Source organism: Comamonas thiooxydans (assembly GCF_002157685.2).
GTDB classification, from domain to species: Bacteria; Pseudomonadota; Gammaproteobacteria; order Burkholderiales; family Burkholderiaceae_C; genus Comamonas; species Comamonas testosteroni_H.
Map to the genome: position 1 here is coordinate 2833630 of NZ_AP026738.1, position 14330 is coordinate 2847959.

General features: G+C 57.4%; 14 protein-coding genes. 5 read left to right on the plus strand and 9 right to left on the minus strand.

The window, feature by feature from the left end:
• Positions 1-2 precede the first annotated feature (2 nt).
• The 4 genes from CTR2_RS12990 to CTR2_RS13005 are packed head-to-tail and all read left to right on the plus strand — an operon-like array spanning position 3 to position 4667.
• The gene (locus CTR2_RS12990; RefSeq protein ID WP_087084607.1) at positions 3-1232 is read left to right on the plus strand and encodes a TraU family protein; all 1230 of its coding nucleotides are present in this window, start codon (positions 3-5) and stop codon (positions 1230-1232) included.
• Positions 1233-1252: 20 nt separating this feature from the next.
• The gene (locus tag CTR2_RS12995; protein WP_087083519.1) at positions 1253-2635 is read left to right on the plus strand and encodes an integrating conjugative element protein; all 1383 of its coding nucleotides are present in this window, start codon (positions 1253-1255) and stop codon (positions 2633-2635) included.
• Positions 2632-3045: a hypothetical protein gene (locus CTR2_RS13000; RefSeq protein ID WP_087083517.1), complete on the plus strand. Its 414-nt coding sequence runs from the start codon at positions 2632-2634 to the stop codon at positions 3043-3045. Before CTR2_RS12995 ends, CTR2_RS13000 begins: the two co-directional genes overlap by 4 nt.
• A 5-nt stretch (positions 3046-3050) precedes the next feature.
• The gene (locus CTR2_RS13005) at positions 3051-4667 is read left to right on the plus strand and encodes a conjugal transfer protein TraG N-terminal domain-containing protein (protein ID WP_087083515.1); all 1617 of its coding nucleotides are present in this window, start codon (positions 3051-3053) and stop codon (positions 4665-4667) included.
• Positions 4668-4674: 7 nt separating this feature from the next.
• Here CTR2_RS13005 and CTR2_RS13010 read toward each other — a convergent pair whose 3' ends face one another.
• The 8 genes from CTR2_RS13010 to CTR2_RS13045 form a co-directional block, all read right to left on the minus strand.
• Positions 4675-4911 (minus strand): hypothetical protein, encoded by a 237-nt coding sequence (locus tag CTR2_RS13010; RefSeq protein ID WP_254913359.1) that lies wholly within the window; start codon positions 4909-4911, stop codon positions 4675-4677.
• A gap of 196 nt (positions 4912-5107) precedes the next feature.
• The gene (locus tag CTR2_RS13015; RefSeq protein ID WP_140401039.1) at positions 5108-5317 is read right to left on the minus strand and encodes a hypothetical protein; all 210 of its coding nucleotides are present in this window, start codon (positions 5315-5317) and stop codon (positions 5108-5110) included.
• Between the two features lie 101 nt (positions 5318-5418).
• Positions 5419-6129, minus strand: a complete 711-nt coding sequence (locus CTR2_RS13020) for a hypothetical protein (protein ID WP_140401038.1) — start codon at positions 6127-6129, stop codon at positions 5419-5421.
• Between the two features lie 83 nt (positions 6130-6212).
• Positions 6213-9326 (minus strand): error-prone DNA polymerase, encoded by a 3114-nt coding sequence (locus CTR2_RS13025; RefSeq protein ID WP_087083511.1) that lies wholly within the window; start codon positions 9324-9326, stop codon positions 6213-6215.
• A gap of 15 nt (positions 9327-9341) precedes the next feature.
• The gene (locus CTR2_RS13030; protein ID WP_254913358.1) at positions 9342-10652 is read right to left on the minus strand and encodes a Y-family DNA polymerase; all 1311 of its coding nucleotides are present in this window, start codon (positions 10650-10652) and stop codon (positions 9342-9344) included.
• Entirely contained in the window at positions 10597-11397 is an 801-nt protein-coding gene (gene imuA, locus CTR2_RS13035; RefSeq protein WP_254913357.1) for a translesion DNA synthesis-associated protein ImuA, read from the minus strand. The genes CTR2_RS13030 and imuA overlap by 56 nt, the downstream gene beginning before the upstream one ends.
• 190 nt (positions 11398-11587) lie before the next feature.
• Positions 11588-11974, minus strand: coding sequence for a type II toxin-antitoxin system VapC family toxin (locus CTR2_RS13040; RefSeq protein ID WP_080750557.1), 387 nt, complete (start codon positions 11972-11974; stop codon positions 11588-11590).
• Positions 11974-12189, minus strand: a complete 216-nt coding sequence (locus tag CTR2_RS13045; RefSeq protein WP_087083507.1) for a DUF2191 domain-containing protein — start codon at positions 12187-12189, stop codon at positions 11974-11976. Before CTR2_RS13045 ends, CTR2_RS13040 begins: the two co-directional genes overlap by 1 nt.
• A gap of 85 nt (positions 12190-12274) precedes the next feature.
• Here CTR2_RS13045 and CTR2_RS13050 point away from each other — a divergent pair, with 85 nt between their 5' ends.
• On the plus strand, positions 12275-13099 hold the full coding sequence (locus CTR2_RS13050) for a SprT-like domain-containing protein (RefSeq protein WP_087084605.1): 825 nt from the start codon (positions 12275-12277) through the stop codon (positions 13097-13099).
• A gap of 348 nt (positions 13100-13447) precedes the next feature.
• Here the strand turns inward: CTR2_RS13050 and CTR2_RS13055 are convergent, their stop codons facing one another.
• Positions 13448-14164, minus strand: coding sequence for an alpha/beta fold hydrolase (locus CTR2_RS13055; RefSeq protein ID WP_087084604.1), 717 nt, complete (start codon positions 14162-14164; stop codon positions 13448-13450).
• Between the last annotated feature and the right edge of the window lie 166 nt (positions 14165-14330).

Sequence of the window (14330 nt, forward strand, 5' to 3'; positions counted from 1 at the left end):
CGATGTGCGCCGTGCTCACACCGGCCACGACCCTGGCCGGAACCACCACCCCGGCCATCATCGCGAATACGGCCAAGGCTGCCTTGTCTTGTGTGTCGTACTCCGTCGAAGGCGTGTGCTTTTTCTTGAGCTGCGGCTGGACCGGATGCTGGATTCGGACATCGATCAAGATCTCCCACTATGTGCCAGACGTGGTGGTCAGCACATACAACGAGCCGCTGCGCCACCCTTGGACCGACATCGGCACGGTCGTGGCCACCACGTTGACCACTGCTGGATCTGCCTTAACGGGACGACTGCTGGACTCGTCCGCCGGCGGGCTGGACAGCAATTCGGCTATGGCGAACTTCAAGGGGGCCGATGCCATCGGCAATCCGGCCGGCATGTTTGCGAGCATGCTCTCATCTGGCGGCATGTTCACGATGCCAAAGTCCATCGCATTTCCCACGGTCAGCGAGTTGGCCAAGTTCCCGTCGAAGGAGCTGCCCAACATTGGACGCCAGTGGACCCAAGTGCCAGCCAGCATTGCGGAGACCGTGGCATCTGATGCCAAGAGCCTGTTGAGCTCGGAATCATTGCTGGCCAGCCTTGGAACGATCCTCAAGACCATCGAGGGCGTAAAGCAGGTGATGGAGATCGCCGAGACAGTGCAGCAGATCCAGGCAGGCATCGCCGGTCTGCAGCAACTCTCCGAAATCCTCTCCGGTAGCACGGGGGGCGCACTCTTCTGCCCTGGAGGAGCCAGCTATTTCAACCTGCACTTCCAAAGCGAGCTCGATGCGCCTTTCTGGCGCGGCATCGTGCCTGTGGAAATGATCTATCCGCAGGCCTGGGTACCCGGACTGGGCGAGATCGGCTCGGGCTATACGCAGACCTGGGGCAACCTGTACCCACGTACCGGAGAAATCATCCAGTCGCATCCCGTGAAGGCTTCTGCAGTGCTGGCTGAGCGTGTCGCCTCGATCATCTACAAGGAAGCTCAGCCTCATATCTACTCGCGTGTCCAGCCCTCCGGGGGCTATCGCTACTTCAACTATGGCGAGAAGCGCAAATGGCAGATGTTGTATCCGCAGGCTTGGTCGGGGTGCCAGCAGTTTGGGCAAAACGACTCCCTGTCGCTGGCCTCCTTCGGGGACGGTGCAACCAGCTCCGATGACGGCTATGCCTGGAACCTTTGGCAAAAGTACACCTGCTGCCGGCGTCGTGGTGTGTATCTCTACTCCGTGCCCTGACCTCCCACTCCAATTTCACTATGACAATCGCACACTCCTCTTCCCTGCGCTTTAAGCGGATCTGCGCGGCCGTGACCTTGGCCTGCATGCTGGCTCCCTCGGTCGTGACACCTGCGGCCGCCCAGACGATTACCTCGTCGGGCCTTTACTACCGGATGGGCGGGGGCTCGCCGATCAGCGCTGCCCCCCATCGCAGCGCCTTATCGATGCAGTTGGGTGCCGGCGTCCGCGCGAACTATTCCTGCGGGAAGTTTGACATCGGGCTCTCCTGGTCGGATCTCATGAATAGCATCCAGAACCTGGGTGCGACGATCACCGGGGCCGTGCAAGCAGGTATCTCGGCCCTGCCGCTGTATTTCCTCCAGCGCGCGCAGCCCGGCCTCTACCAGCTGTTCCAAAACTTCAGCCAGAAGGCCGATCTTCTGGTCTCTGCATCGCTGAAGACCTGTGAGGACATGGAGGCGATGATTAAGAACGGCCAGGACCCGTATGAGGAGTACATAGCCCTGGCCAAGGGCGATGCCTGGAAAGTCAAGGCCAATACGGGCGGCAGCGTGGTTAATGCCAAGCTCGATATCAACAAGAACGAGGCGGGCCAGCGTGCTGGATTGCCATGGGTATTTGGTAGCCGTGCTGGTGGGGCTGGCACCCTACCTATCCAGCCAATCCGCGACCTGGCCGTCGCCGGCTACAACGTCACCATCAACAAGGCAGCCAACTCCCTGTCGACGGCGAACTATGGCAGCTCCTCGCTGGCATCGACGCGCCTGGTCCAGGCCTTCAAGACCCCGGACGACCTGGCTCGCTGGAGTGCCGAAGTCCTTGGCGACCAGAAAATCTATATGTGCACCCAAGGCTCCGACTGCCCGAGCCCCACCATCACATCAACGGCCACCGGCCTTGCTCCGAAATTTGAGCGAGAGTTGGACGAGGTGCTGCCGACGATGCGCAATATGGGCTTTAGCACTTCCAGCAGCCATGCGGACCTGGCCAAGGTCAGCGCTCCCGGCATGGCCGTGAGCCCTCAGCTGATGGATGCCGTGCGCAAGCTGCCGACCGATGTGCGTTCCGTGGCCATCAACCGCCTGGCCCAGGAGGTTGCGGTCTACAAGACCATCGACAAGGCATTGATCGCACGTAACGCGCTGATCTCCGGGATGAGCCTGCCAGAGGCCACGGGAGCTGCGCCCGTTCGATCCGAGGTGCAGACGAAGATTGACCGCCTGACTCAGTACATCAACGACATGATGTTTGAGTTCCGCATACGCAAAGAAATGACCGGCGAGACAGCCTTGTCGATCATGGGCAACCAGCAGCAAGCTGGGGCCGCGTCGATGGATGTTCAAGGCGGCACGCGTGCAGATCCTGCGCCATTGGTCGATGGACGTGTGAGCACAAGATGACCGACACCGAAAAAGTCGTGGAAGCGTCTGAGCCGGCTCCAAAGCGTAAGGGGCGGCTTCGTCGTTGGCTGCCCTGGCTCATCTACGGTGCTTTGATCGTTTTGATTGGCGGCACCTTATTGACCTGGCTGCTCAAGCTGGAGCCCTCTCAGGTCGTCTCTGTCTCGGCGTGGTTTCGTAAGGGCGCACAACTCGGGACGCTTACTCAGACCGCCATGTGCTGTTGGGTGATTGTCAGCTGGCGTCCGATCGTGGCCTGGGGACTCAGACGCGGTTACGTGGCCAAGCATGAGCTGCGGGCGGTGCTGGCTATGCGCTGGCGCGTTGCCGGCATGCTGGCTATGTACCTGGCACTCGTGCCAATAGGCGCGGGCAATATTGCCCGATTCATCATGGGCCTTATCTCCTGATCGATATGCAGCTCGATAGCTATCTTGAACTTTTTACGACGCTCTACGGCTGGGCATTCGCCAACCTTCTTGGCGAGATCCTCACGGGCACAGGGCTGGCCGCCCTTCCCTTCGCGCTCATCGCGTTTAGCGCGTGGCATAGCGCTAAAGAAGAAGGCGCAGGGTTTAACGGCGTGCTGGCTCTCATCGAGTCCATACAGACCAAGCTGATTACAGCATTGCTGGTCATGGCCTTGTGCTTCGCTACCACGCCGCTCACGTCGCTGCACAACATCAATCTCAGCTACAAACCAGAGAGAGCTGCAGATGGTTCTGAGCCCCAGGTCGTGTCGACACAGGGCGGGACGAACTCGGGCTACGACCGAGCGATGGCCGATGCGGTGAATGGGTCTTTTGCCCGATCTGGAAACCTGTCCTATGTTCCTTTGTGGTGGTACAGCGTCATGGGGCTGTCCTCTGGCATCAATGGCGCCTTTCGGGCGGGCATGACCAGCTCTGAACGCGATCTGCGCGTCGTAGCAGATCTGGCCAGGATGGCCACGATTGAAGATCCGGCTCTGTTGCACGATGTGCAGCGCTTCTACAGCGAGTGCTTTGTGCCGGCGCGGAGCCAGTATTTCTCGATGGACAAGAATCAGATCTCAGCAAATGGCCGAGGCATTCTCGCTGAGGGGAGCATCTATGGCCCCACGGATGTGGACTGGGTCGGCAGCCAGTTTTTCCGAACAGAGCCCGGTTTCTATGACGTGATGCGCTCCTATAACCCGGTGCCTGGCTGGAGCATCGACTTCAATCGCGACAGCGAATACATGCAAGGTGGCGCTTCGGATCAGGGCTTTATGAACCCGGACTGGGGGCGCCCAACCTGCAAGCAATGGTGGGAAGCTGACGCTTCTACAGGAGGAGTGCGAGAGCGCCTCACCAGCAACACCTCGACATGGCGGAGTCTCTTGCAAGTCGCCCAAAACACTATCACGTTTAGTTCGACAGATGAGGCCAAGGATGCCATGGCAAAGCTAGCCTTTGAGAAGGCCAACCCGACATTTGTGAGTCCTGACAAGATGCTGGGCGATGACTATGGCAAGGGCACGAACGCGTGGCGTACTGTCACAGGGGGGATTAGTACCATCGGGGTGGGTAAACAGGCATTTGAATCCTCACTCGGCATGGTCCCATTGTTGAATATGCTTCCCATGCTCCAAGCACTTGTACTGATGGCGTTGTATATGTTCCTGCCATTGATCGTAGTGATTAGTTGCTACGATTTGAAAGTGATGGTGGTTGGTGGATTAGCAATATTCACGGTTAAGTTTTGGGCCGTCATGTGGTATGTGGCCCGATGGCTTGACGCCCATTTAATCGATGCGATGTACCCTGGTTTGACCGGATCTGCATTGATGCAAGAGATTACGCAAAGCGTGAGTTCGGGTCAGCCGCAACTATACAAGCGCATGATTCTTAACACTTTATTGGCAATGATGTTCATTGCACTTCCACTCATCTGGAGTTCCATGATGGCGTGGGCGGGCTATCGCCTTGGGTTTGAAAACTACAGCATTAATAAAGCAGACAACCTCTCTAACAAAGCTGGTAAGGGATCTGGCGTTCGATTAAAACGTTGACAGCTTGTTAAAGGTCTTCTTCTTGTTCGCACCAATACTGAAGTTCACCCATACCAATTTCGCCATTTTGGAATGCAGTATGGGCATCGTAAGCGCAGGCGATCGAGGTGCTTTCCTCATCATCCGTCATGGGCGAAGTGAAGAAGGCCCAAGCAGCATTCCAGAGCGAACCAAGAACTAGACCTCCAGCGATGAGGAAGACTCGCCAAAGCAGGCCGATGAGCGCGGTAAAGAGTTTGAGCATAGGGACTCCATCGAAGTGAAATGGATCTTCGTGGCTCCCTGTGCGATCGTGCATCACACACGACCCAAATTGAGTGGCCTCCACATCCTTCTGGATGTGCGCCAAGCAGATCACATACCTGGCGAGTCCAAATCTTGGCCGTTAAAGCGCAAGCGTGTCAGATGGTAACGGGTTCCATGACTGATGTAAAGGTGAACTAAGCACCGGCAATTTCCACTGGGCCAATCCCGAGGTAGACCTGCGTACCTGCTATGTCGGTGACCGACCAGCGGTCATTGTCCATTTGAGTGACTTGGTAATTTTCAACGGTGAGCGGCAGGCCCATTTCTTCTGGGTAGCCCAGCCATGTCTCATAGCGTAGTACCGCTGAAGGAACGAATGTGCTTGTATCTGCTTTGATTTTCATGAGTTCTCGATCATGCACCGTAGGTGCTGTGAAGCGGCTTAACCATAGCGAGTGAGTGTAGATTGACGGAATTGCGTCTTATATTTATTTTCTGACAATGGTTATCGCTCGTAACCCCTACTTTTCGTTTTATTCAGCTCATTCTCGATAGATTTTTCTAGGGTTTGAATTTCCCTCTCCGCTGCCAGCTCCACCTCGGAGATAGATCGCTGTAGATCTCGAATGTCGTCGAAAACAACAGCAGCTTTCAAACCTTCGGCATCAACGGAAACGGCAAGACCACCACACGTTCCGTTTGACACTTTCGTTAACTGGTCGACGTAATATCTAAATTGTTCGTGATCAACACCAATTTCAGTTGACGCCGTACTAATGTAGTCTAAGCAAAATTTACCATCGCCAATCCATTTATGATTTGTGGCTGGCTTAGTAATAATTTCAATATATGGCAAGAATGCAAGACATTTCTTTTTACTATCGGAATATTCGCTTGCAACGCTCAAAAAATGGCAGCGTTTTGAAATATCATTGAACTGTGAATCTTTGAAAGATTCCAATTTATCTCTGAGAGATTTTTTACTTGCCTTGGTTTTTTCGCCAGCAATTTCTTTAAACTCTCTTTTGAACTCAATAATAATATTCCGCCCTCCGACAGAGGTCAAAAGGTCACCAATGGTTTTTTCGCCTTTTCGTGTTTGCTGATATAGCTCGATACCGACCGCAGTTTTTGCCCCTTTTGAGACTGCGCTGAACATATAGCCAAGCGTAAAGAGAAAGGTTCCGATGTAGACATTTTCGTAGGTAGGTTTCACTTTATCTCCTAGGATATGAGGCAAACCAGAGATCATGCCCGAAGGATGGTGTTCCCTGGGGAAGTCCCGGTTCCAATTGGCTCTCACCTGAACTCCCTGCTTTCCGTTGCGAGTCGTCCTAGTAAGTGAGACAGGTCAGCCAGTCGCTCAGCGATCAGGTTGCATACCTGACCTTGCCGCTGCCAACGGCCTTCGACCGCCAGTAGCCGAGAGCCCAGCAACACTTGCCGCTGGTCATCGCGCACATCGCGCCAGACAATGACCTGGGTGCAGCCCTCCTCATCTTCGAGCGACACAAATACAGTGCCGTTGGCCGTGCCGGGTTGTTGCCGTAGCGTCACGATGCCGGCAGTTCGTACCCGCTCGCCGCTGACGACAGTGCGCAGTTGCCTGGAAGTCTTGAGCTTGTATCTATTCAGCCGCGGCCGCAGTAGACGCATGGGGTGACTGCGCAGCGTCAAGCCTGTCGAGGCGAAGTCCCATAGCACCTCCTCTCCTTCCGGCGCCGCCGGCAGTTCAAGGAAAGCTTCGTCAACGGTGGCCACCTCCAGCAGCTCGGGCGCGGCGTGCATGGCTGCCGCATCCCACACCTGTTGGCGACGGTGCCCAGATAGCGTGGCCAGGGCACCCGCAGCGGCTAGAACCTTCATCTCGTGCTGCTGTAGACGCACACGCATGGCAAGTTGCTCAGCGGTGTCGAATGGTGCTCGATGACGCTCCTCTGCAATGCGCTGCGCGCTGCTGCTGCGCAGGCTGGAGACAAGGCGCAGGCCCAGCCGTACAGCTGGTTTGGTGTCGATGTTTTCGATCGTGCAGTCCACCTCGCTGTGCATCACGTCGACGGGCAGTACTTCGACGCCGTGGCGGCGCGCGTCCTGGACCAGCTGACTGGCGGAATAGAACCCCAGCGGCTGACTATTGAGCATGGCCGCAAGGAAGGCGGCAGGCTCATGGCGCTTGATCCAGCAGCTGGCATAGACCAGCAGAGCGAAGCTGGCCGCGTGGCTTTCAGGGAAGCCATACTCGCTAAAACCTTTGATCTGCTCAAAAATTTGCTCAGCGAACTCGCGCTCGTAGCCGCGTGAGGTCATGCCACGCACGATCTTGTCGTAATACCTTTCGAGGCCGCCTTTGCGCTTCCATGCTGCCATGGCTCGGCGCAGGCCATCGGCCTCGCCTGCAGTGAAACCTGCCGCAAGTATGGCCACCTGCATGACCTGCTCCTGAAACACGGGCACGCCCAAGGTGCGGCCCAAGGCCTCCTTTAACGCTTCGCTCGGGTAGCTTACGGGGTCAATGCCCTGGCGTCGGCGCAAATACGGGTGCACCATGCCGCCCTGAATCGGGCCAGGCCGCACGATGGCCACCTCGATCACCAGGTCGTAGAAGCGCCTGGGTTTTAAGCGTGGCAGCATCGTCATCTGCGCGCGGCTCTCGATCTGGAACACGCCAACCGTGTCTGCACGGCAAATCATGTCGTAGGTAGCCTTGTCCTCTGCAGGAATGTCCTGCATCGAAAAATTGAACCTACGGCGCCGACTGATGAACTCCAATGCTCGGCGGATGGCCGACAGCATACCCAGGGCCAACACATCAACCTTGAGCAGGCCTGCTGCATCCAAATCATCCTTGTCCCATTCGATCACTGTGCGATCCGGCATCGAGGCGTTTTCTACCGGCACCATCCTGCACAGCAGATCTCGCGTGAGCACGAAGCCGCCCGTGTGCTGGGAAAGATGCCGTGGGAAGCCGATCAGCTGCTCCGTCAACGTGATGAGCTGCTGCACGGCCAGCGAGCTCGTGTCCATGCCGAGCTCATCGAAACGCTCCTGACGAATGCTGCGGCCGTCAAACCACTGTTGCCCCTTGGCAATGGCGTCGACCACTTCGAGCTCGAAGCCCAAGGCCTTGCCCACATCGCGGATGGCGGATCGAGGCCGATAGGAAATGACGGCAGCCGTCAATGCAGCGCGGTCGCGGCCGTACTTCTGGTACAGGTACTGAATGACCTCTTCCCGGCGCTGGTGCTCAAAGTCGATATCGATATCGGGTGGCTCATTGCGCTCCCGGCTGATAAAACGCTCGAAAAGCACAGACATACGCGCGGGATCTACCTCCGTAACGCCCAGGCAGTAGCAGACCACGCTGTTGGCTGCAGAGCCCCGGCCTTGACAGAGGATGTTGCGCGACCGGGCAAAGGCCACGATGTCATAGACCGTGAGGAAGTACGGTTCATACTTCAGCTCGCAAATCAACTCCAGCTCGTGCTCGATCTGATGCTGAACCTTCTCTGGGATGCCGCCTGGCCAGCGCCGCCCTGCCCCCTCGTAGGTCGCCTGGCGCAAATAGCTGGCGGCCGTGTGCCCTGCAGGCACGACTTCATCTGGGTATTGGTAGCGCAGTTCGTCCAGACTGAATTTGCAGCGCTCAGCGACCCTAAGCGTTTGAGCAAGCAGCTCGGCGGGGAATGTCTGGGCCAGCCGAAGCCGGCTGCGCAAGTGCCGCTCCGCGCTGCGCTGGAGCGCGTAGCCGCATTCAGTGAGCGGCTTGCCGACGCGTGTGGCCGTCAGTACGTCCTGCAGGGGTTTGCGCGAGCGCACATGCATGTGCACGTCGCCCACGGTCACGAGCGGCAATGCGGTCAGATCGGACAGCTCCCGCATGCGATGGAGCCACAGCTCATCATCCAGTCGGCGCACCAGATCCACGCCGATCCAGCAGCGGCCCGTGAAATGTGTCAAAGCCCAGCCGCCCATGGCTGCCAGCTGTGGGTCGGTCGCGCAGCGCTCTGGACACAGCAGCACCAGGTTGTCTCGAAGCTCCTTCCCGTCGATCTCATTGAGATTTAGCCGATAGGTCCCTTTTTCGGAAGAGCGGCGTAGCTTGGTGATGAACTGGCACAGGTTGCCGTAGCCGTTGAGATTCTGGGCCAGGACCACCAGGGTGAATGGTGCTTCGCTGCTATCGCGCGGTTGGATGCTGAACTGAGAACCCAGTAGCAGCTGCAAGCCCGCTTGCTTGGCTGCCACGTGTGCGCGCACCACGCCAGCCATCGAACACTCGTCTGTAATGGCCAGTGCGCTGTAGCCAAGCTCCTGGGCACGCTCTACGAGCTCCTCCGGTCGGCTGGCTCCACGCAGGAAGGTGAAATTGGAGATGCACCGCAGCTCCGCATAGGCAGGCAGGACGTTTTCCATGACGGCCGCACTTTCTCAGGCGTAGTGCCCGTGCAGAAACCAGGCGGTTTGGTCGCCGGCGAGGCGTGCCTGGAAGATCCAGAGCAGACCTGCATGATCGCTGCGGGCAACCCAGTAGTCCCGCTGCACGTTCAGTGGGATTTCTTCTTCATTTCCCTCTTCATGGCCACGATGCCACCAGCCTCCCTCTACCCGATCAGGGCCAAGCAAGAGCTGCAGGGTCCCTTGATAGATCGGGCGATTGGCACGCTCTATAAGACGTAGGGGCTTGTCCAGCACCCAGCTGGGAAGCGGCAGCTCGTGCACTAGATGGGACCTGGAAGCTCGGCGAGCTTCGGTCGAGCCCCACTCCTGCATCCATTCGAGTCGATGATCGGCAGCCAGCTGTGGCCGACGCACCGCGCCATCGCCCAGCCGTGCCTGGATGCGCTCTAGGGCCAACTTGGTGGATTGAGCTCTATTTGCAACCTCCGGGATCAGCGAGCGGCTTTCCTCAACAATGGGCTGCACCTCGGTAGCCAGGATCTCCAGCTCACCAGCTGGTGCGAGCAGCTCGACCTTGGCCAGATGCTCGCCGAGCAGCCGAGCGAAGTGCTCGACGTTCTGTGTTGGCTCCGCTGTACGGATGGTCAGCTCACCTCCGGTACCGGCATCGCGAGCACGCATGTCGTCATGACACCACCGCAATGTGAACGCAGTAGCTCCCAGCTGACGAGCTCTGAGCCAGCCCGCCATCTGCAGAAGCAGCCGCCGCGCCCCGAAAAGCATGGCAGGTGCCAGATCCACGCGACACATGAGCTCCAGTCGCGCTCGAAAGGTCTCAGGCACAGTAGCCCAGGCGTAAGCCTCTGGCCGCAGGCCATATGCGCGGTCCATTGCTTCAAGAAGCTCTTTGTCGAAGCGACGCACGATGCCGCCACGTGGCAGCGCACGCACTTGGCCAAGGGTTCTGCATCCAACCCTCGCCAGGGTCGGCTGATGCTTGGCCACTGCGGTAATTCGCTCCAGCAACAGCCGATCGAGCAGGCGCACCAACGGCTCGTGGAACCCATCGCTCATACCTTGTCGTGCTAACGCAAGGGCTGCCAGGCCTGTCGGTGCCCATGCAACACTGGCTCCGAGTTCTTGCGCCCCGGCCTCCACCAGCGAATGCAACGCCGCTGTGCCGCCGAATAGCCGCATACTTGCCTCGACCTCCAGTAATACGCCCTCTTCGACCATGGCCACGCGCGGTGTGAACTGCAAAGCCCAGACCGCCAACGACTGCAGATCAATGGGCGATGCGGAGCTTGGAAGCGATATGGGTATGAGAGCTGCCCAATGCATGGTGCACCTCCTGTGAAATGCTTGGCACTGGAATGCCAAGGTTGCGCATACGAGGCGGAATGATGGAATTCAGATTGCCTGGAACAGCATTCAGGTGCATTACTTCGACGGCAGCACCACCTCGGCGTTTGCGGATCTGCACATCAATGTCCCAGCCCTGGCCGAGAGCTGCAGAGAGCCGGAGCGGTGCTGGAGAGGCCTCGCGTAGGGCTGACTCGGGACGAATCAAGAACACTGGTGCATCGCATGCATGCGCGTGAACCTGCAGGCGTCGGATCTGGTCCTGCCTTGCTTGAGGAAGCCAGGCAATCACAGCACCGTCTGGCTCAGATTTAATGAGTTGCTCTGCGGCCCACAGCCGTTCAGCCGGCCCTTTGGCATCAATCCAGACAAGTTGCTCTGGGGCAAGGCCGAGCTGAGCAAGGCCCATTGCGAGTGGAGTCTTCGGAGGAGCAACCAGATAGACCCGACTACCCTTGTCCGCCAGCAACTCAGGCAAGGCTGGCCCGAGCAACCGCCATTCACACAACGCGGCCTGGGGCAGCAGCAACTCGCTCAAGCCATGAGTTGGCCAGCCCCCACCGGGCAACGCGGCATTGAGCTCCGTAAAGCCAGTAGGGAAAGCTCGCCCGGTCGAGCGTGCTACCTCTGTGCCGCGCCAAACCGCCTGCGCAAGGTGCGACGGCAGATGCCAGCGGTCAAAGTCACCGGGATCGTGTGTGATGGAGTGGGTTGCGGCATTCATGGCTTTTACCTGTATGGGCATACAGTATAAAAGCCTTGATGCAGATTTGCACCTGGATGTTGGCGGCGCTTAATCAGTGCTGCGGATTGAGGAGCAGCACTGCAGGTCTAGCTGTTGTCCGCGCGAGTTCAAGAGGCAGTGCATGGCGGTCTCTGCTTATCCGAGAGCCCAAGAAGGGCTTCCCCGACTCTCAATGCGTTGGTATGGCATAGGCCACGCCAAGCTGAGCGGCCAACTCTGCGAGGCGTCGATCTGCCGTCCAAAGCAAAGCGCCTGGTGTGATTAGCGTCGAGGCCAGCAGCGATAGATCGACCAAGCCGCAGCCCTTACCGAATAGCTTGTTCTTCTCAAGGAAGGCCAAAGTCTCGGGAATTGAAGCTTCCTGGCTCGGCCGCAGCATGGCCAGGGCTGCGAGCGTATCGGCACGCGGCGCTGGCGGCGTGCCGCAGGCCAACTCTGCATGCACCATGGGATGCATCAGCACGCTGTCTTGCACCAGGAGCTCCTGCAGGTGAATGTCGGCCTCCCGAAAATGCCTCACCCACACCGATGTATCGACTAAAACGGACACCGGCATCAGCGAGAGCCTTCTGCATCCGCCTCACTGCCACGGCGCGGCACATCAGGCATATTTGGCGTGGCACCGCCGAGCGCAGCCAAACGCTTACCTGCCTCGACACGTGTGAAGGTTTCCAGTGCCAGTCGTACCAGTTCCGGCACAGCAATACCGGGCGCGGCGACTGCGCGTGCGCGGTTTACGACATCGTCATCGATCGTGAAAGTCGATCTCATAACTACTCCTTAAACATCAAAACTGATGCATTTTCGCATCAAGATCGATGTTTGTGAATCATGTTTTGTATTGCACAATACAAATATGCAACCTAAGTCTACTGAGCTCGACCTCGCGCATACACGCCGCCTGGCTCCAACGCTGGAAACCTACAACGAGCTACAGATGGCCTACGATCATTTCAACGAGCGGCTTTTCGATGGACAACTTCCAAGCTGCTTGATCACCTTGCAGCGGGAAAAGCGGACTTTCGGGTATTTCTCGGCCGCCCGCTTTGCCTCGGTGGACGGCTCAACGACCGACGAGATTGCATTGAACCCGACCTACTTTGCAGTGGTCCCCATCATCGAAACACTCCAGACCCAAGTCCATGAAATGACGCACTTGTGGCAGCACCATTTCGGCAAGCCGGGCCGCGGCCGCTATCACAACGAGGAATGGGCACGAAAGATGGAAAGCATTGGGCTCATGCCCTCTTCCACCGGGCAACCTGGTGGTGCGCGAACCGGTGATTACATGGCGGACTACGCCGTCGAGGGTGGTCGCTTCCTGGCTGCATGCCAGGAGCTGCTGACTGCAAAGTTCAAGCTCAGCTGGTACGACCGATTTCCTTCTGCAGATCATGTTCTCGCCGGCCAAGCGAGCATGGCCAACCATATTCAAGGTATTGAGGGCACCAAGCCGCCTATGGCAAGTATCACGGCCCTCGCTGAGGCCGTTAGGCCAACGGGCTTCGCTACTATGGCTGCTACAGCAGGGGAACACGGAGGAGTGCTGGCCGCGCCCGAGAACAAATCCAACCGGGCGAAATACAGCTGCACAGGCTGTCAAGACGCAATCTCGGTTTGGGGCAAACCGGGTCTAAGGATAATTTGTGGAGTGTGCCAGCAATCCTTTACCGCCCAGTGACGACCATAGTTGGAAGCTTCTGACTGCGGTGTTCTTCATATCAGTCAATGGATTCCACGCATTGAAAAGACAGCTCAGCAATGGCTACAGGAGGTATCTCAAGTGCCTATCAAAGTTGAGCTGACCTGCAAAGTGACTCCATGATCCGGCCATGCACCCTACAACATGAAGACCGACGTTTGGGCGAGTTGATCTGCTGTTCATACATCGACAGCCATCACGTCTAAGGACCTCACCGAGTGTTTGCAGATTCGCAATAGTTTGGTGATCAATGCTGAAATCATTGCCTTGCACTTAGCACCAGCTTTTGACACCCCAACCATTATTGAAATGGAGGCCTTTCTTCAATCAAGATCTCAACCAGTTGATCAGTGCGCGGGACACAGCGAGGGGCTGCTCCATCGTAGTCATGTGGCCGCTATCCTCAATAACCACGAGACTTGATCCTGAAACCATGGCATGCATCTCCTCATGGCGGGATAGTGGACTCCAGACATCTTGGCGGCCGCACAGGAACATTGTTGGGCACTGCAGTCCCGCGAGGACGGCGCGCGCGTCCGGTCGCCCCAATAGTGCAGTGATTTGTGACAAGAAGGTTTCAGGTGTCTGGCGCTCGATCATCTCAAGAATCTGCTCAAACAGTGGTGAATCAAGCTGGCTTGGGTGCACCATTCCTCGCGCCCAATCACGGCCCATCTTCCTCATCCCTTGAGACTTGGCAACCTCGAGCAAAGCCATCCGCTTTGCGCGTTCGGCAGCGCCTGGCTCTCCGGGAACAATGGGGTCCATTCCGGTGTCGAGCAGAGCCATCCGCTGGACTCGATTTGGTGCTTGGCGTGCAATCTCCAGTGCAACACGTCCGCCCATTGAATGCCCCGCAAGATAGAGCAACTCGGCAGGGGCTGTGTCCAGAACATGTCTAGCCATACTCGTGATTGAAGATAGATCCCCATAGGACGGTATGAAGCAGTCAACGAAGCTGATCGCTTCACACTGGGCCTCCCATACGAAGGCATCACATAGCAAACCTGGCAATAGAACAAGGCAAGTGCTGGAAGTAGTCATTTGTACCGGAACCTCGGACACGAACTTACCTTGGGACTCAAGCAATTGACTCATTCCCATCATCTCCAATCTATTTATAACTTAGCGCACCCTACGGTTTACCAAAGGGTCACTCACATGCGGGCGTGAGTGACCTCTTTACCTGAGTCGATGCAATGAATCAACT

What these genes read in the sequence shown, in the direction of transcription:
- CTR2_RS13015 (WP_140401039.1), bottom strand. Translation starts at nt 5,317, where the DNA reads ATGAAAATCAAAGCAGATACAAGCACATTCGTTCCTTCAGCGGTACTA.
- CTR2_RS13010 (WP_254913359.1), bottom strand. Translation starts at nt 4,911, where the DNA reads ATGCTCAAACTCTTTACCGCGCTCATCGGCCTGCTTTGGCGAGTCTTC.
- CTR2_RS12990 (WP_087084607.1), top strand. Translation starts at nt 3, where the DNA reads ATGTGCGCCGTGCTCACACCGGCCACGACCCTGGCCGGAACCACCACC.
- CTR2_RS13050 (WP_087084605.1), top strand. Translation starts at nt 12,275, where the DNA reads ATGCAACCTAAGTCTACTGAGCTCGACCTCGCGCATACACGCCGCCTG.
- CTR2_RS13000 (WP_087083517.1), top strand. Translation starts at nt 2,632, where the DNA reads ATGACCGACACCGAAAAAGTCGTGGAAGCGTCTGAGCCGGCTCCAAAG.
- CTR2_RS13030 (WP_254913358.1), bottom strand. Translation starts at nt 10,652, where the DNA reads ATGCATTGGGCAGCTCTCATACCCATATCGCTTCCAAGCTCCGCATCG.
- CTR2_RS13055 (WP_087084604.1), bottom strand. Translation starts at nt 14,164, where the DNA reads ATGACTACTTCCAGCACTTGCCTTGTTCTATTGCCAGGTTTGCTATGT.
- CTR2_RS13040 (WP_080750557.1), bottom strand. Translation starts at nt 11,974, where the DNA reads ATGCCGGTGTCCGTTTTAGTCGATACATCGGTGTGGGTGAGGCATTTT.
- CTR2_RS13025 (WP_087083511.1), bottom strand. Translation starts at nt 9,326, where the DNA reads ATGGAAAACGTCCTGCCTGCCTATGCGGAGCTGCGGTGCATCTCCAAT.
- imuA (WP_254913357.1), bottom strand. Translation starts at nt 11,397, where the DNA reads ATGAATGCCGCAACCCACTCCATCACACACGATCCCGGTGACTTTGAC.
- CTR2_RS13005 (WP_087083515.1), top strand. Translation starts at nt 3,051, where the DNA reads ATGCAGCTCGATAGCTATCTTGAACTTTTTACGACGCTCTACGGCTGG.
- CTR2_RS12995 (WP_087083519.1), top strand. Translation starts at nt 1,253, where the DNA reads ATGACAATCGCACACTCCTCTTCCCTGCGCTTTAAGCGGATCTGCGCG.
- CTR2_RS13045 (WP_087083507.1), bottom strand. Translation starts at nt 12,189, where the DNA reads ATGAGATCGACTTTCACGATCGATGACGATGTCGTAAACCGCGCACGC.